This is a genomic window from Clostridium sartagoforme, from assembly GCF_004794105.1.
GTDB lineage: Bacteria > Bacillota > Clostridia > Clostridiales > Clostridiaceae > Clostridium > Clostridium sartagoforme_B.
This window is the reverse complement of record NZ_SRYR01000013.1, coordinates 43,931-62,623: the sequence shown is the minus strand read 5'-3', so window position 1 is coordinate 62,623 and position 18,693 is coordinate 43,931. Positions and strand designations below refer to the sequence as shown.

At 29.1% G+C, this 18,693-nt stretch carries 13 protein-coding genes; 6 read left to right on the top strand and 7 right to left on the bottom strand.

What is annotated here, in order from left to right:
- The first annotated feature begins 271 nt into the window (after window positions 1–271).
- A complete protein-coding gene (locus E5347_RS15220; RefSeq protein ID WP_136008079.1) occupies window positions 272–1,633 on the top strand; it encodes a YjiH family protein in 1,362 nt (453 codons plus the stop codon).
- 59 nt (window positions 1,634–1,692) lie between these two features.
- Here E5347_RS15220 and E5347_RS15215 read toward each other — a convergent pair whose 3' ends face one another.
- Window positions 1,693–2,457, bottom strand: coding sequence for a sulfite exporter TauE/SafE family protein (locus E5347_RS15215; RefSeq protein WP_136008084.1), 765 nt, complete (start codon window positions 2,455–2,457; stop codon window positions 1,693–1,695).
- A gap of 541 nt (window positions 2,458–2,998) precedes the next feature.
- Here E5347_RS15215 and E5347_RS15210 point away from each other — a divergent pair.
- Both E5347_RS15210 and E5347_RS17125 read left to right on the top strand, forming a co-directional pair.
- A complete protein-coding gene (locus E5347_RS15210; RefSeq protein WP_136008078.1) occupies window positions 2,999–5,530 on the top strand; it encodes a glycosyl hydrolase family 18 protein in 2,532 nt (843 codons plus the stop codon).
- Between the two features lie 117 nt (window positions 5,531–5,647).
- Window positions 5,648–8,542 carry a glycosyl hydrolase family 18 protein gene (locus E5347_RS17125; protein WP_136008077.1) on the top strand — a complete coding sequence of 965 codons (2,895 nt, stop codon included), beginning with the start codon at window positions 5,648–5,650 and terminating at the stop codon, window positions 8,540–8,542.
- Between the two features lie 47 nt (window positions 8,543–8,589).
- On the opposite strand, the gene E5347_RS15200 is transcribed toward E5347_RS17125, so the two are convergent.
- The 3 genes from E5347_RS15200 to E5347_RS15190 all read right to left on the bottom strand — a co-directional run bounded on the left by E5347_RS15200 (window position 8,590) and on the right by E5347_RS15190 (window position 12,064).
- Window positions 8,590–9,234 carry a pentapeptide repeat-containing protein gene (locus E5347_RS15200; protein WP_136008076.1) on the bottom strand — a complete coding sequence of 215 codons (645 nt, stop codon included), beginning with the start codon at window positions 9,232–9,234 and terminating at the stop codon, window positions 8,590–8,592.
- A 155-nt stretch (window positions 9,235–9,389) separates the two neighbouring features.
- A complete protein-coding gene (locus E5347_RS15195; protein ID WP_136008075.1) occupies window positions 9,390–11,327 on the bottom strand; it encodes an FAD-dependent oxidoreductase in 1,938 nt (645 codons plus the stop codon).
- A 152-nt stretch (window positions 11,328–11,479) separates the two neighbouring features.
- Window positions 11,480–12,064 carry a TetR/AcrR family transcriptional regulator gene (locus E5347_RS15190; RefSeq protein ID WP_136008074.1) on the bottom strand — a complete coding sequence of 195 codons (585 nt, stop codon included), beginning with the start codon at window positions 12,062–12,064 and terminating at the stop codon, window positions 11,480–11,482.
- Between the two features lie 306 nt (window positions 12,065–12,370).
- Here E5347_RS15190 and E5347_RS15185 point away from each other — a divergent pair, with 306 nt between their 5' ends.
- The 3 genes from E5347_RS15185 to E5347_RS15175 all read left to right on the top strand — a co-directional run bounded on the left by E5347_RS15185 (window position 12,371) and on the right by E5347_RS15175 (window position 14,716).
- Window positions 12,371–13,021, top strand: a complete 651-nt coding sequence (locus E5347_RS15185) for a DUF305 domain-containing protein (RefSeq protein WP_136008073.1) — start codon at window positions 12,371–12,373, stop codon at window positions 13,019–13,021.
- 245 nt (window positions 13,022–13,266) lie between these two features.
- Window positions 13,267–13,953 carry a YjjG family noncanonical pyrimidine nucleotidase gene (locus tag E5347_RS15180; RefSeq protein WP_136008072.1) on the top strand — a complete coding sequence of 229 codons (687 nt, stop codon included), beginning with the start codon at window positions 13,267–13,269 and terminating at the stop codon, window positions 13,951–13,953.
- A 304-nt stretch (window positions 13,954–14,257) separates the two neighbouring features.
- Window positions 14,258–14,716 (top strand): pyridoxamine 5'-phosphate oxidase family protein, encoded by a 459-nt coding sequence (locus tag E5347_RS15175; protein ID WP_136008071.1) that lies wholly within the window; start codon window positions 14,258–14,260, stop codon window positions 14,714–14,716.
- A 275-nt stretch (window positions 14,717–14,991) separates the two neighbouring features.
- Here the strand turns inward: E5347_RS15175 and E5347_RS15170 are convergent, their stop codons facing one another.
- The 3 genes from E5347_RS15170 to E5347_RS15160 form a co-directional block, all read right to left on the bottom strand.
- Entirely contained in the window at window positions 14,992–16,059 is a 1,068-nt protein-coding gene (locus tag E5347_RS15170; protein ID WP_136008070.1) for an acyltransferase, read from the bottom strand.
- A gap of 34 nt (window positions 16,060–16,093) precedes the next feature.
- Window positions 16,094–16,876 carry an accessory Sec system protein Asp2 gene (locus E5347_RS15165; protein WP_136008069.1) on the bottom strand — a complete coding sequence of 261 codons (783 nt, stop codon included), beginning with the start codon at window positions 16,874–16,876 and terminating at the stop codon, window positions 16,094–16,096.
- Window positions 16,877–16,983: 107 nt separating this feature from the next.
- Window positions 16,984–18,687, bottom strand: a complete 1,704-nt coding sequence (locus E5347_RS15160; protein ID WP_136008068.1) for an ABC-ATPase domain-containing protein — start codon at window positions 18,685–18,687, stop codon at window positions 16,984–16,986.
- Window positions 18,688–18,693 lie beyond the last annotated feature (6 nt).

Genomic DNA, 18,693 nt, shown 5'->3' with positions numbered 1-18,693 from the left:
TTTGAGTGAAAAATAATTTTAAAGTGTAAATTACATTAATTGAAAGCTTATATATCTTTTAATTTTTATATAAGTTGATTCTATATTTACTTAACTGAAATATTTTTTATCTGAACTAATTTAATAAAATATAAAAACTTTATTACAACTTATATATTTGCATAAATTTTAGTTATTTTTGTATAAAAATCTATTGATTTTTTAGTCAATTTTGTATTAAAATTAATCTCTATGTATAATTATTAATAACTTGGATATAAAGGAGACCGAAATGAAAAATTTAACTAAAGACAAGTTTTCTCTTAAGAATTCACTTGCTTTTATTATCCCATCTTTAATAGGAATATTATTATTTATGGTTCCTATTAAATTTAATGGAGAAATTACTATACCAGTAGCTTTGATGTCTAAATTTCTTGCTGATTCTTTAGAGGGTTACTTAACTGCTATTATTACTTTTATGATTTGTATATCTGCTATATTTAGTATAATTACTAAACTATTTAGACCAAAGTTTATTGTAGAAAATGAATTTTTAAACACTTTATTTAATGTAAGCACAATTTGGTTCATAGCTAGAATTTTCGGTGCAGTATTCTGTGTTCTAGCATTATTTAATTTTGGTCCTGAAATGATAATAAATTCTTCAACTGGGGCTTTTGTATTAAATGATTTACTTACTATTTTATTTACTATATTCTTTTTTGCCGGTTTATTATTACCATTATTACTTAACTTTGGATTATTAGAATTCTTCGGTGCAATTCTTACTAAAGTTATGAGACCTGTATTTACTTTACCTGGCCGTTCATCAATAGATTGTATTACTTCTTGGCTTGGTGATGGAACACTAGGAATAATACTAACTAATAAACAATATGAAGAAGGATTTTACTCTAAAAGAGAGGCAGCCATAATAAGTACAACTTTCTCTGCCGTTTCAATAACTTTTAGTTTAATTGTAATAGATACTGTTGGATTATCTCATTTATTTGTACCTTTTTATTTAACAGTAACACTTTCAGGAATAGTTGCAGCTATTATTCTTCCAAGAATATATCCTTTACGTAAAATTCCTAATACTTACTATAATGATAAAGAAAAAAAGGATGATGAAACTATTCCAGAAGGATATACTGCTTTTTCTTGGGGATATAAAAAAGCCCTAGATAAGTCTGGAAGTAACCCTGGAATTAAATCCTTTGTAATTGATGGTATTAAAAATGTTTTAGATATGTGGCTTGGAGTTTTACCTATAGTTATGGCTCTTGCGACTATAGCTTTAATAATTGCTGAATATACTTCTGTGTTTCAAATACTAGGTTTACCATTTATTCCTTATTTAAACCTACTTCAAGTTCCAGAAGCTGTAGCTGCATCACAAACTTTAGTAGTTGGATTTGCAGATATGTTACTTCCATCCGTATTAGCTGCTAACTCAATAACTAGCGATATGACTAAATTTATAGTTGCTTGTACTTCGGTTTCTCAATTAATATATATGTCTGAAGTAGGTGGTGTCCTACTTGGATCAAAAATTCCTGTATCACTAAAGCAATTATTAATAATATTTGTGGAAAGAACTATAATTACATTACCTGTAATAGTACTTGTTGCAAACTTTATATTTTAAAAAAACCTGGACCTCTTTGGTCCAGGTTTTACTTTTATTAAGACATATTTTCAAATATTTTATATAAAATCTACTATTATCTTTATAAATAGCATTGATATAACTAGAATTATCACTGGTTTTATAAATTTACTTCCTTTATTTATTGCAAAATGTGCTCCTATGTAGTTTCCTAATACTGCAAATATAGCTGCTGGTATTCCTATCATAAAGCTAACCTTACCATTTAGTATATAAACTACTAATGCCGCTAAATTAGAAGCCAAGTTTACTATTTTTGCATTTCCTGAAGCTGTAATCATATTAAAACCACAAATGCTTGTAAATGCTAGAACTAAAAAAGTTCCTGTTCCTGGTCCGAAAAATCCATCATATACTCCAATAATTAGTCCTATTATAAAAGATAGAATATATAATTTCCTTATAGGAACTTCCTTTATATTAGTATCTTGTCCAAAATTTCTATTGAATAATAAAAATATTGCAACTATAGGTAAAATTATCATTAATGAATACTGCAGATATTTTTCATCTAGCAAAAGTACAAGTTGCGCACCTACCCAAGAACCTATTAATGCCCCTGCAGCTGAAATTAACGCTGGTTTTAGCTTTATATTGCCACTTTTTAAAAATTTTGCTGATGCCATACCAGTTCCAATACAATTTGCAAATTTATTAGTTCCATAGGCTATATGTATCGGAACTCCTGCAAATAAATATGCTGGTAAGGAAACTAATCCTCCCCCTCCTGCTACTGCATCTATAAATCCAGCTATAAATACTAGTGGGCAAATAATTAATAAAATTACTTTAAATGATATCATCATATATACTCCTTAGTTTTTTAATGGCCTTTACTTAAAATAAGATATATTCCAGAATATCCTACATTTTATTCCACAATTCCTTATTATATCCCTAAAGTCTACTATGTAAATAAAAACCCTTCGACTTTTCAAAATATTCTATTGATATATTTTCATTTATAAATTATATTTAAATTATAGACATACAATTAATACCAGTTCTCAAAAAGGAGGTGTTCTTAGTTAACTATTAAACCTTCGATAAAATTTAAAATACTATAAGTTAATATTTTTAATACACAATATCTTAATACTTCTAATAAACAATATCTTAACATCTTGAATTACACATCAAAAAATATTACCTGTATCCATAAAAATTACGCCTTTTTGTTTTACACATATTAAATTAACTAGGTAATAAAATTAACTTATTTAAAAGTGCTTTTTGAATACACTTTTCTTGCATATTAACCATTTGTATTTAAGCACATTTAACTTACACCTTGCTAAAAGTAATATACCATAAGTTTTATTATTTATTATAAGGAGGAAGTTTATGTTAAAGAAAATGCTTAGTAAAAAGTCCAAACCTTTTATTGCCTTTACTGCTGTAACAGCTATGTTAGTTTCAAACTTAGCATCTGTTCCTGCACTAGCTAACACTACAACTACATCTAATAACACATCCCTTACTACAACTGAAGCTTCTACACAAAAATACCGCAACGTAATGTACTATGGAGATTGGTCAATATGGGGAGGTCAAGGTAGTTTCTACCCTAAAGATATTCCTGCTGATCAATTAACTCACTTAAACTTTGCCTTTGTGGACTTCGATGCTCAAGGCACATTAAATTTCACTGACAAGGATGCAGCTATAGGTCATCCTCTTGGAAATGCAGGAGTAACTTATGGCGATATTAACGGTGGAATATTAAATGCATTCCAAGTATTAAAGCTTGAAAATCCTAATTTAAAAATAGGAGTATCCTTAGGTGGATGGTCAAAGTCTGGTGATTTCTCAACTATAGCTGCTAATGCTTCAACTAGAGCTAAGTTTGTTGAAAACGTTATGTCCTTTATTAAATATACAAATATGGATTTTGTTGATATTGATTGGGAATATCCCGCAGATAAAAGAGATCCAGATAAAGTGGACAATACTAATGATGAAGGTACGCCAAATGCAACTCCTGCTGACAAAGATAACTATATATTACTTCTTAAGGATTTAAAGGCTGCATTAACTAAGCAAGGTAATGAGCTTGGAAAGACTTATGAACTTTCTGTAGCATTACCTGCTGGAAAAGCTAAAATTGATACAGGTATTGATGTTGCCAAATTATTTGAAGTAGTAGATTTTGCAAATATTATGACTTACGATATGGCTGGTGCATGGAGTACAGTAAGTGGACATCACGCGGCTTTATATACAAATCCTAATTCACCATCTAAAGATAACGATACTCTTTCTGTAGATCAAAGCGTAAAATACTATCTCTCTAAAGGTGCAAAACCAGAAAAAGTAGTAATAGGTGCAGCTTACTATACTCGTGGATGGCAAAAAGTTAGTAATGATGGCCCAGATGCAAATAATCCTGGACTTTTTGGTACTGCTGCAGTAGTAAATAAAAACGCTGATGGAAGTCCAACTCCAGGTGCTTTAAATGAATCTCCAATGAAGCCTGGAGAAGGTGGAAGAGCTGGTGGTGTATGGTCATACAATGCACTTGATAAGCTTAAAGCTGCATATCCTGGTCTTAAAGAGTACTGGGACGACAGTGCTAAAGCTCCTTATTTATACAATGAAAGTACTGGTGCTTTCTTCACCTATGATAATGCTAGATCTATTAGAGAAAAAGCTAAATATGTTAAAGATAATAACCTAGGTGGAATGATAGCTTGGATGGCTTCACAAGATGCTAAAACTACATCAACTAAGCATGATGAGTTAACTAAGGTTACTAAGGAAGCCTTATTTGGCACTGGTGACTTACAAGATTATGAAGTAAAGTTCACTCCTGCTAATATAACTTCTAAACTATCTACTAGTAAACCTGCATGGGGAAATGGTAGCGTAATTAATCTAAGCTTTACTAATAATGAAAAATTATCAGCTACAGGTGATGTTTTAAAATCAGTTGAAGAAGCTACTAAGACATTAAAGAATGTTAAGCTCTATATAAAAACTAACGGTGTTACTATTACTGGTGGACAGTATCCTGCTCCTGCTGTTAAATATGAAAACGGTTATTATGTCCTTGACTTCTCAGGATCTTATGATGGAAAGCTTATTAAGCCAGGGCAAACTGTGACATTTGAATTAAATACTGCTGAAGTTATTGATAACTTAAGTGGAATTGTAAGTGTAGAAATATCACAAAAAATGTTCCCATCAGCTCCTGAAATGCAAAGACAATTAATTTATGGAGGATCAACAACTCCTGAAACTAATACTGCTCCTACAATTAATGGAGTAGCTAACAAAGAAATCTATGTTGGCGATAATTTTAATCCCCTAGCTGGAATTACTGCTTTTGATAAGGAAGATGGAGATTTAACTAGTAAGATTACTGTTACTGGTTCTGTTGATACTTCTAAAGTTGGTTCTTATACTTTAACTTACACTGTTACAGATAGTAAAGGTTTAAAAACTACTGCAACAGCTATTATTACAGTATCAGAAAAGTCAACAACAAATACTGCACCAGTTATATCAGGCGTTTCTAATAAGCAAATTAATAAAGGCGATATCTTTAATCCTCTAGCAGGTATTACTGCTTCCGATAAAGAGGATGGAGATCTAACTAATAAAATAACTGTTAAAGGTACTGTTGATACTTCTAAAGTTGGATCATATGAATTAACTTACTCTGTTTCAGATAGCAAGGGTTTAACTACAACTGCTAAATCAACAATAACAGTAGTAGATAATTCTATTCCTGAAATCCAAGCTTATAGTCCAACTAAGACTTATGTAGCTGGAGATATAGTTTTATATAACGGAGTAAAATATAGAGCTAAATGGTGGACTTTAGGAGAAACTCCTGGAGCAACTCAATGGGGTCCTTGGGAAAAAATAAGCTAACTATCTTAAAAGGGCTGTAGCCAATTAAGAAATTAGCATCAGCCCTTTTAAATAATCTTAACTAGCTACTACTAATAAACTTAATAGCAGCTAGTTATTAATAATAGGAGGGTTAAAATGAAGAAATTTAAAATAAAAAGTTTATTTGCTACAATAACTCTTTCACTTTTTACATTATCTAATATTTCTCTATACCCTAAGGCTGAAACTTTAGAAACAGCAACTACTAATATTAATACAGCAAGTAGTGAGAGTACAGATTTAAGCAAAAAAGTAATAGGATATTTCCCTGAATGGGCATATAAAAATGAAGTTCAAGGAAATTTTGATGCAGCTGATTTACAATGGGAATCTCTAACTCATATTCAGTACTCCTTTGGTGTGATAGACCCAGCTACTAATAAATTAGCCTTTGGAGATAAATATGCTGCTATAGAAGAAACCTTTGAAAATCATCCATTAACACATAACGGAAAGACTGTAACTTTAGATACTACACTTCCGTATAAAGGACATTTTAACGTTCTTCAAACAATGAAAAAACAATATCCTAATGTTAAACTTTTATTATCAGTTGGTGGATGGGCAGGTAGTAGAGGATTCTATACTATGCTAGATACAGATGAAGGTATAAACACCTTTGCTGACTCTGCTGTTGAATTCTTAAGAAAATATAATTTTGATGGTATAGATATAGACTTCGAATATCCATCAGCAACTGCTACTTCTGGTAATCCAGATGATAAAGATTTAGCTGAACCTAGAAGAGCTAAGCTTAATGAAAGATATAACTTAATGATGAAGACTCTTAGAGAAAAGTTAGATGCTGCTAGTAAAGAAGATGGTAAACAATATCTTCAAACTGCTGCTGTAACAGCTTCCTCTTGGGTTCTTGGTGGAATGAGTGACAATTCATATGCTCAATACTTAGATTTTCTAAGTGTAATGTCTTATGACTTCCATGGTGGCTGGAATGAATATGTTGAAAATCTAGCTAATATTTATCCTGACCCAGCTGATAGAGAAACTGTAAATATGGCAATGCCTACATTAAATATGGATTGGGCTTATAGATATTATAGAGGTGTTCTTCCTCCTGAAAAAATTATAATGGGAATTCCTTATTATACAAGGGGTTGGGAGAATGTCCAAGGTGGAACTAACGGATTGCATGGTTCTAGTAAAACACCAGCTACTGGTATTTATAATATCTGGGGAGATGATGATAATAAAGATGGAACTATAGATCCTGCAGGAGCTAATCCATTATGGCATGTATTAAACTTAATGGAAACTGATCCAAACTTAAATGTTCATTTTGATGAAGTAGGCGGAGTTCCTTATGTTTGGCAAAATGAAAAAAAAGTATTCTTATCTTTTGAAAATGAAAGATCTATTGATAACAGATTAGAATATATTAAAGAGAAAAACTTAGGTGGAGCTTTAATTTGGGTAATGAATGGTGATTATGGTCCAAACCCTAACTATAAACCTGGTTCTACAGATATTAATGAAGGAAAGTATACTTTTGGTGATACTTTAACTAGTAGATTACGAGCTGGTCTTGATGCAATAGGTGATTCTAAAGTTACTGATGATTCTATAAAAGGCCTAGATCAAACTGATGTAGAAGTTACTTTTGGTGGTAAATATGATCATCCAAATTACACTTACGATATAAAAGTTACAAATAAAACTGATAAGGCTATAGATACAGGTTGGAAAGTAAGCTTTGACTTACCTAAATCCGCAATATTCGGACAACCTCAAGGAGGATCTGCTACTATCGAAGATGTTGGTGATTTTAATAGAATTACTATTACTTCCTCTGGATGGCAAAACCTTGGAGTTGGAGAATCAGCTTCATTAGCAGGTACAATAAAACTTAACTTTGGTGGTGTTAGAAACTTAACCTTCAATGGTATGAGACCTTCAAATGTTCCTGTAAACGGGAATTATGCTCCTACACTTTCAGGTATTGCAAATAAATCCATAACTGTAGGAAATACTTTTGATCCTTTAGCTGGAGTTACTGCTACTGATAAAGAAGATGGAAATCTAACTAGTAAAATCACTGTTGCTGGTTCCGTTAATACATCTAAGACAGGTGACTACACTCTAAAATATACAGTTACAGACAGTAAAGGCTTATCTACATCAAAAGAAAGAATAATAACTGTTCTTAGAGTTTTAGAACCTGGGCAGCAATTCTATGATCCCGCTAAAACTTATAAGTATGGTGATCAAGTAGTTTATAAAGATGCCCTATATGAATGTATTGCTTGGTATATACCTCCTACAGGTGATGTTTCTCCAAATAACCCTAGCTACTGGAAGTTAGTTAAGGTATTACCTGATCCATCAACTCCAGAGGATAATACAGCGCCTGTAATAAATGGTGTTTCTAATAAGCAAATTTTTGTTGGAGATACTTTTAATCCTTTAAGTGGAGTAACAGCTTCTGATAAGGAAGATGGAGACTTAACTAGTAAGATTATTGTTACTGGAACTGTTGATACTTCTAAAGTTGGTTCTTATGACTTAACTTATACTGTTACAGATAGTAAAGGCTTAAAGGCTACTGCATCAGCTAAAATTACAATAACTGAAAAATCTACAACAAATACAGCTCCAGTTATATCAGGTGTTTCTAATAAAGAAATCAATAAAGGAGCAAGCTTTAATCCTCTAGTTGGAGTTACTGCTATTGATAAAGAAGATGGAGACTTAACTAGTAAGATTACTGTTACTGGAACTGTTGATACTTCTAAAGTTGGTTCTTATGAAATAACTTATTCTGTTTCAGATAGTAAAGGTTTAGTTACTACTGCTAAAGCAACAATAACAGTAATTGATAATTCTACTCCTGAAATTCAAGCTTATAGTCCAACTAAGACTTATGTAGGTGGCGATATAGTTATGTATAATGGAGTAAAATATAAAGCTAAATGGTGGACTTTAGGAGAAACTCCAGGCGCTAACCAATGGGGTGCTTGGGAAAAAATTAGTTAAAATCTTTCTATAATTTAAGAGAGTTGTCCTTGTGACAGCTCTCTTTATTACTTAATTACGATATTTAATAATCTTGTTAAATCTAGTCCTTGCATACTATTTACAACAGCTCCTGATAAATCACTTATCTCAATATCTATTCCATTAATATCACAGGTTGTTAAATCTATTTTATTTAGAGATGTTTTGTTAAAAAATGAATTAATCAAATTAGACTTATTAAAGTTAACCTTATCTAATTTTACTTGCTGAAAAGTACCTTCTGTAAAATCACATTCATCAATAATAACATTTTTCATCTTAGAGTATGATAAATTAATATATTTACCAAGGCAATTACTAAACCTTACATCTCTAATATTACATTCATCTAACCTTGCTCCTAGTAACTTACAATTTATAAATTCTACCCTATGGATACTTCCATCACCTAAATCAATATTAGAAAGATCACAATTTTCAAACCTTGTATCTAATAAGTCTACGTTTCTAAGGGAAGTCCCTTTAAAAACAATATTTTTAAATACACAAGAATCTATTGTAGTCCCCTTATTAACTAAACCTTCTATAGTCTCATTTTCAATTATTTTATTCTGTAGCTTATCACTATCTAATATTTCATCATATATATCTATGACTTCTTCTAATTCCTCTAAAAACTTAGGCTTTTGTACCTTATAATTACTGGCCATGTATCATCCCTCTATCCTATAATCTATTACAATACAACTATTATATCTTAATTCAAAGAAATAATATAATTTATTTACTAAAAAAGCTGTATATGTTTATCCTTATGATAGACATATACAGCTTTTAAATTTATATTATTAAGATTAATTATAGCTTAAATTTCCCTAGCTACATTCACAGCTTCTTCAATACAGTTTAATGCTCTACGAGCTCTTACTGCGTCACCAATTACATGACAAGGAATATTCTTATCTTCACAGTAATTAGAAAGGTCAGTAAAGTCACGAGATCTTGCACCTATTGCAACTACTACTGAATCACAAGGTAATTCTTGAAGCTCACCATCTTTTTCTATTACTATTGATTTTTCTTTTATTTCAGTACATTTAGCATCTGTTATAGTCTTAATTCCTTCATGATATAAGCTTTCCATAACACAGATTTTTCTTAATTGACCTAGATCTTTAGCTACTTCACTAAGCATTTCAACTACTGTTATCTTATTTACATTTCCTGATAAATACTCAGCAACTTCTAATCCAACTAATCCGCCACCAATAACAACAACTTCACCTGTTACCATTGAATTTCCTGCAAGTATATCGTGAGAATTCGTTACATGAGGTAAATCTGCTCCTGGCACTCTTAATTTCATAGGTTCTGCTCCAGTTGCTATTATTACTTCATCTGGATTTATTTCTTTAATTACTTCAGGTGTAACAGGAGTTTCAAGTCTGATCTCTACTGCTTTTCTCTTAGCTATATCTCCCATAGATATAGCAGCTTCTTTCATTTCTTCTTTTCTTGGAGCTGCTCCAGCTAAAATAAATTGCCCTCCTAGAGAGCTTGAAGCTTCACATAATATCGGATTATGTCCTCTATCCTTTAATTCCATAGCTGCTTGAAGTCCTGCAACTCCACCCCCAACTACTAACACCTTTTTAGGATTTTCTGTTTTATTTAAAGTAAATTCTGCTTCTCTTCCTAATGCTGGATTTCTTAAACAAGTTATGAATGGTACTTCTGGTGATGAGAATCCATCATAACATCCTTGATTACATCCTACACAACGTATTATGTCTTCAACTTTTCCATTCATTGATTTATTACAAAACTCTGGATCAGCTAATTGTGCTCTACCTATTACTACCATATCAGCTTTACCACTTTTTATTATTTCATCTGCTTGTGCTGGATCATTAATTCTTCCAACAGCAACAGTGAGCATTCCTGTTTCTTCTTTAATTCTTGCTGCATTATCTACATTAAAACCTCTTGGTAAATCTACTGGAGGTACTTCATATTTTATTGCTGCACTTGAGAAGTTTCCACGAGATACATCTAATGCATCTACACCAGCTTCCTTTGCCCATTTACAGAATTGAATAGTATCTTCTATAGTAAGACCATCTTCTAGATCGTCATCAAAAGCATCTACTCTCATAAATAGTGGCATGTCCTCTGGTACGTTAGCCCTAATTGATCTTATACATTCTAATAAGAATCTAGCACGATTTTCTAAACTTCCACCATACTCATCAGTTCTCTTATTAAAAGCTTTGCTTAGGAATGAATGTGGTGTGTAATTATGTCCTGCATGGAACTCTAAAGCATCAAATCCAGCTTCAACTGCACGTCTAGCTGCATCTCCAAAAGCCTTAATAGCCTCAGTAATAACTTCTTTACTTGCTCCAGGAATTACATAATTATCTTGAACTTTAAAATCACTTGGAGTTACTACCATTGATGTTGGATCTCCAAATAATACTGCTGAACCACCAAGCCATAATTGAACTCCAGCCATTGCACCACCTGCATGAATTGCATCTGTTAACCTTTTCAAACCTGGTATATATTTATCATCAGAAATTGCCAGGAAAGTTTTAGGTGAAGCTTTGTCATAAACCGAACAAACTTCAGTAAAATTTAAACCGTTTCCACCAATAGCTCTAGCTGCATGATAATTAATAAGTTGGTCTGTCACCATCTTATCATCTCCAGCCATCTTAGTTCCCATAGCTGGGAATATAACTCTATTCTTCATTTCCATTCCCCTAATCTTGATAGGGCTAAAAACATTCTCAAAAGCCATTTTGCTACCTCCAAAATTTTTATTATTTTAATTTTTCCCCTACATATATTATATTTCTTTGTTAAAAATAAATCAATATGTTTAAAACATTTTGTTTTAATTTTAGCAAAAAAAATAAAATACTCCTAAATTTCAAGAAGTATTTTTATAACTTATTTGTTTTCTTTTAATAATCTAATTAAATTGGTAACATAATTAATTCTTTTTTCCTCAGTGCTTATAACTTCTTTGTCATATTGATTATCTTCATTAGTCGCTGGATATGTAATTGAAGAAATAAATATTATTCTCTTATAAATAAATTCCTCATCACTACAATTTAAAACTTTTCTTAAAGCAAAATATAAATTTTTATTTTCTTCCTTTGACTTCTCAATTATCTGTATATCAATTTCATCCTTATCTATTTTAGCAGAAGCTTCTTCATTCATAACTAAAACCCCAGGATATCTTAAGCAGTACTCTATTATCTCATTAGCACATTTAACTAACTTATCCATATCACTAAGATTCTCATCATAAAGTGGTGCATAAGCTTGAGTTATATTCTCTAAATAAAACTCTTTTATGTATTTTATCATCCTATCTTTACTGCCGAAATAATAGTTTATTGCACTTACATTTACTCCAGCCTCTTTTACTATAGTCCTAATTGGAACATTAGTAGTTCCATTCTTACCAAAAAGGTATAATGCCCTATCTAAGATTCTTTCTTCTATCCCCTTCAGCTCTCTCATATCTTCACCTCTCAAGTTTAAACTATAAATATTATATCAATTAATAACTTCATATTACATATTTTTAAAATAATTTAAATTATATCATACATTTTATATTTGTATTAAATTCAAATATTTATATATTTTAAATACCTTAAATTTTCTCAGCTAAATTAACTTATTGGATAATTAAAATCTAGAAGGATAAAGATAATATATAAGTTGTAATTAAGTTTTCACATTTTATGTATATATATTTATCTTAAGTATATATATTTTCTTTTATGAAATACTAAGCTAGAAATACATTTTAGGAGGGCAATTATGAAAAAACTACTTTTAACACTATTAATATTAGCACCACTTACAAATACAAAATTGATTTTACCTACTCAGCCTGTATCTGCTAATGTTAATATTTCTACACTTGCTAAAGCAGAAAAAGGATATAATGAAGAATATACTATTATATTTAATAATATGATGAAAGAAATGAATGCTGCACCTAATACTGGAAATGTAAATTTAGATTTTGTATTAGAAATGATACCTCATCATGAGGGCGGTATAAATATGGCGAAGGCAATCGTTAAATACGGCTCTAATCCAAATGTTAAGAAAATAGCTGAAAATATCATTAAATCACAAGAAGCTCAAATTCCAATTATGCAGGAATTAAAAACTAAATTTGAAAAAGAACCTCTTTCAGATAAGAAGGATTCAGAAAAATATCTTAAAACATACAATTCCATAAAGGATAAGATGTTTAAAGAAATGCAAGGTGTAAGAGTTACAGATAATGTTGATGCTAACTTCCTTCAACAAATGATATATCACCATGAGGGTGCTATTGGTATGGCAAAAGATATCTTAAAATTTACTAAAGATCCAGAGCTTAAAAAGTTAGCTGAAAATATAATAACTACACAAAGCAAGGGTGTAACTGAAATGAAAGCTTTATTAAAAACATTATAAAATATAATATTTATTGTTTATGAAAATAAGTCTATAAATATAAATTAAATATCAAATTTATATTTTATGATATGATTTATATCATAAATAAAAACCTTAGTGCCTATGTTACTAAGGTTTTTTACTTTCAATCTGTATTAATTATCCTATAGTTTAATTTAATTCTAAATTTTCAATTTTTATAACATATACAATCTTTTTGATGTATAATTATGTCAATAAGACTATACATATGGAGGCTATATATGAAATACGAAGTTATATTATTTGATGCAGATGAAACATTATTTGATTTTAAAAAATCTGAAAAACAAGCTTTTGAAAACAGTATTCGTGAATTTAATATGGATTATGATGAAAACTATCATTTAAAAGTTTATGAAGAAATAAATAAAAATATATGGTTAGAATTTGAACAAGGATTAATAACACAAAAGAAACTAAAGGTTGAAAGATTCAAAAGATTATCTGAAAAGTTAAATACCCCTTTTGATCCAGAAGAGTTCTCTAATGCATATATAAGACATCTAGCTAATACTTCTTTCTTATATAAAGATAGCATTGAATTAATAAAAGAATTAAGTAGAACTTATAGGTTAGCTATTGTTACAAATGGTCTTAAAGACGTACAGTCTAAAAGAATAGGACAATCTATAATAGCTGAATATTTTGAGACAATGGTTATTTCTGAAGAAGTTCAAGTATCAAAACCTAATCCTGAAATATTTGAAATTGCTCTAAATAGATTAAACTTTAATGATAAGAGTAAAGTTTTAATGATAGGCGATAGCTTAACTTCAGATATAAAAGGTGGAATCAATTTTGAGATCGATACTTGCTGGGTAAACCTAAATAAAGTTAAGAACTCAACATCAATTAAACCTACCTACGAAATTTCAAATTTAATGGATATAATTAAAATTCTAAATTAGAAACCAAAAATAGTAGACAAGCTTCTGTAGCACAATTAGTGATAAAAAATGAAGAATTATCACTTTTTTACTACAGCTTCTATCTACTATTTTTTATATTAAAGCAAATTTTTATCTTCTTAATCTTATCTTCTCAATACTTAACCTTTTATAACTAGAATTATTACTTAATCTAATTAGATATAATTTCTTTAATGAGATATAAGTCTCTTTACCTAATATTTAAATGACAATAGTTTTATATCTTATATGTAATAATGTTAAAAATTGTTATAATATAAGTATAAAATAAGGGGGAGATTTTATGAGAATTGATTTTGAGAAATTAAAAAATGAAGTTATTTTCAACTTAGAAAATAATAGAACTTGGGTATTATCTACAGCCTCAGACGGAAATGTATCATCTAGATCCATGAGTATCATAAATAAGGGACTAAATATATATTTCCAAACAAATAAGTGCTACATTAAGCATAATCAAATTAATAAAAACAATAACGTTGCCTTATGTTTTAATAACATATCTATTGAAGGGGTAGCAGAAGAAATTGGAGATTGGAAGGACGAAAAAAATAAAGAATTAATGGAGCTTTATAAATCAGTACATTTAAGTTCCTTCAATGCTTATGGGCTTCTTGATGGTCAAGTTGTCTATAAGGTTACTCCAAAAAAGATTAAAATATGGAAATATATTAATGGGAATCCTATAAGACAAAATCTCTATGTTAACGAGGAAATAGCTGAAGAATTAGATTTTATGTAAAAAAATGAATTATCATATTATACCCACTTAATTTTCTTGCTGGAGATATAATATGATAATTCATAAGAAATCTATATGTATATAAGTTGCAATATTTTTTTACCTTTTATCAAGTTAGTTCATATATAAAATATTTTAGTTATGTAATTACCCAATCAACTTATATAAAAATCAAAATATCGATGCTTTCAATTAATTTAATTTAATTTCAGATTATTTTTCACTTAAAATAACATAAGTCATCAAAATGTAGATTAATCATTGAAACATATATATTATATTAATTTTTTAGTAAAGAAATTAAATACTTTAGCTGATATTATGGATGCTATTACAGTTAATATACAAACCACTAGAGTAACTAAAATACTTTTAAAATATAAGTTCCCTGTAAAGAAATCTATATTAAATACATCTCTTACTATTAATATAAGTAGTGGATGCAATATATAAATGTAAATACTACTAACCCCTACAACTTGTACTACTGTCATTACTTTCTCACTTAACCTTATTGTCTTTAAGTTAAAGTAAGTAAAAATACTAACTGCTTGTATATAAATATTAAATGTCATAGGATGTATAAAGTAATTATTAAATACTCCTATAACTCTATTTAAATAGAAGTTATTTGCTATAATAGTTGCTATTACTGCAATAACATATGTAAATACAAATAATTTCTCTTTATTCTTTAATAAATCTTTATAATAATTGCTTATAGCGTAACCAAGTATAAAATATCCCATATAATTAATTGATTCTATACCATATATAATACCAGTACGATTATATATATTAACTATAGTTGGAATTATTATTCCTAATACTGTCCATATAGCTAAATACCAATTGATTATATATATTTTATTATTAGTTTCTATATATGAGATTATCTTTCTAATTACTGGAACTAATATATACATAATTATTAGTGGCCTAAAGAACCATAAATGATAATGAGCCTCAAATTCTATAATATCTCTTACTACAGTTTCTAAAGCTATTCCACCTGTTTTTAATATTTGATTACCTATTGAATATACTATTGAGCTTAATATATAAGGAACAACTATTTTAACTAATCTCTTCTTATAAAATGTCATTGCACTTTCTTTAAAATTCTTTATTAAAAGTGCTCCACTAATCATAAAAAAGATTGGTAAAGCAAATCTAATAAAGGATTCAAGTATATTTATAAATGTCCAAAAAACTTCTCCAACTTCATTATAGCTTAGTACATAAAAATCTATTACATGCATTACAACTATTGCTATTGAACATATAACTCTTAGCATATCTATGTTTAAATTTCTACCTTTTATTTCTTTTGTTATATTCATTTGTTTTTTCCTTATCTTATGTATTTATTTTTTTCTATCTTTCTATTATCTTATTTACCATACTTTTAATATAGCCAGGGAAAAATAAAGTTAACTCTGCATGACTGCTATACTCCCTTTTATCATGGTTAACTTTTAAATTGATATTTTTCATTTGGTCTAATAAAGGCTTAATATCTGAGTCATAAGTTTCTTCCTCTGTTGAGTAATGAATGTATATAGAGTTATTATTATCTTTATTTGAAATAAGTTTGTCCTTCATTAAGTTATTAAGCTTATTTATAGATTCATCACTACAATCTCCCATAATATATTTCATTATATTTTGATGATTAGGTAGGTTTAAGTAATCACCAAGATTATATTGAGGAGCTCCCGTTATTATATGGCTATTTTTTCTTTCTAATCCAAAGTATAGGGCTGAGTATCCCCCTTTACTTGAACCAATATATATTTCATTCTTAGGGTTTACTTCTTCTCCTATCTTTTTTATTAAAGCTCTCACATCTTCTTCAATTTTAAAGTCCTTATCTTTTCCTAGGTAATAAGCACCTCTTCCATCAAAACCAAAGTCATCTAAAATAAATAACTTATTGCACTTAAATTCATCTAAAGTCCTTATATAGTTGTATCTTGCCTTTTGTCCTAGCTTAGTACAAGCTGAAAATACTATAAGTAAATCATTTGATTTACTATTTTTCTCTAATAGATAATTAATCTTATAATTATTACCTACAAAAGTTTTTTGTTTAAACCTCATTAAGTATTTTGTTTTTAATAAGTCTATAGCTTTATTAAACTTATTCATTATATCCATTTTTCTACTCCTAAAATAAATTTACACAAAAATAAAACAATGCCTATATTAAAATAAACATTGTCATATTAGTTAATTATATTATATCAAATAATTAGTATATTTTACTACTTTACCTTTAAATTTCTATATCTATTGTAAGTTGCCATAACTTCTTGCTTTCTAGGCAATGACATACTTCCATTTCCACCCTTAGTCTTATCTATGGAAATTAACCCTGTTTTATTTATCTCATCATAGGCTTTATTTACTGCTTCTTCTAAAGATAAGTTTTTAATCATCATATTATCTTCTATCCACTTCATAATTGATCCTATAGCATTTAATTGTTCATTATCTACTATTTGCTCAACTGCTCGTAAGTCAATATTTTCATTATTTATATTGATGCTGCTTACTCCCATAGTCTTGATTTTTACGCCCTTATATGTACTTTCTATAGTTCCTTTTTGAAGTCTTCTATCAAGGTTTATATCTATTAAAATATTCTTTTCTTTAATTCTCTTATTTATTTCACCTCTCATAAGGGACTTTGCTTCTTTTGTAACATCTTTAACTTCATAATTATCCATTTGAATAACATAATCTGCTACATCAAAGTAATCTCCAGAGCTACCTATTACTAAAATAGTTGATATATCTTTTTGACTATATAAAGGTTTTACTATTTCAATAAATGGTGTTATTGGTTCCTTTTCTTTAGATACTAATTTTTGCATTAAATCATCTCTAATCATAAAATTAGTTGCTGATGTATCTTCATCAATTAATAAAGTTTTAGATTTAGCTTCAATAGCTTCTATTATATTAGCAGCTTGTGATGTACTTCCACTAGCATTTTCAGTAGTGAAGCTTACAGTATCCTTCCCATTAGGAAGATTATCTATAAATAATGATATATCTGTATTTTTAATACTTCTTCCATCTTCTGCTCTTACTTTCATGGCTGAGTTATCAGTAATTACTAACTCTCTTCCGTCACCTTCAATATGATTATATACTCCAAGTTCTAATGCATTTAAAAGTGTAGACTTTCCATGATATCCTCCACCAACTATTACTGTTATACCTTTTTTAACTCCCATTCCTTTAACTAATCCCCTATTAGGTAAGTCAAGTTCAACTTCTAATGTCTTAGGTGATTTAAAAGGTATCGAATATATTAATGGTTTTTGTGATACTCCACTTTCCCTTGGAAGTATTGATCCATTTGCTATAAAGGCAATTAAATCTTTTTCTTTAAGTTTTGTTCTTATATATTCTTGATCTTCAACTAATTTAATTCTGTTTATAATCTTAGCCTTATTAATATTTTCATATACTAATGTATTTGCAACTATATTAGGAATAACATTGAATAATATTTTCTCTAATTCCTTAGCTAGTACTGTCCTTCCCCTAGCAGGAAACCCAACATAAAACCTTGCTTCTATATTATCTTTATTAATAACTATTGAAGTTCTTTCTAAAATCTCTTGAGTGCATCTACTTATTGATATTAATCCGCTTTTTCCAGATCCAAAAATCTTTTCACTAAATTTATTAACATTAGTATAAAATAATCTAGTTAAAAAGTCAGATACAGCTACTTTCTTATATTCTTCATTAAGTAATTCTTCCGGAAACTTAGCTTTACTTTTATTAATAATAACTCTTAACCTTGAAGGCGATGCAAAAGGATCTCCTTGAACATGATCAATGCTTAATATGTAATCATTAAAGTCATATTTATCTTGTATATCCTTATATGCCTTATATCCTCTTCCATCTATTCTTTTTAATTCATCCTTTAAATAAATAGAGTTCTTCATTCATCT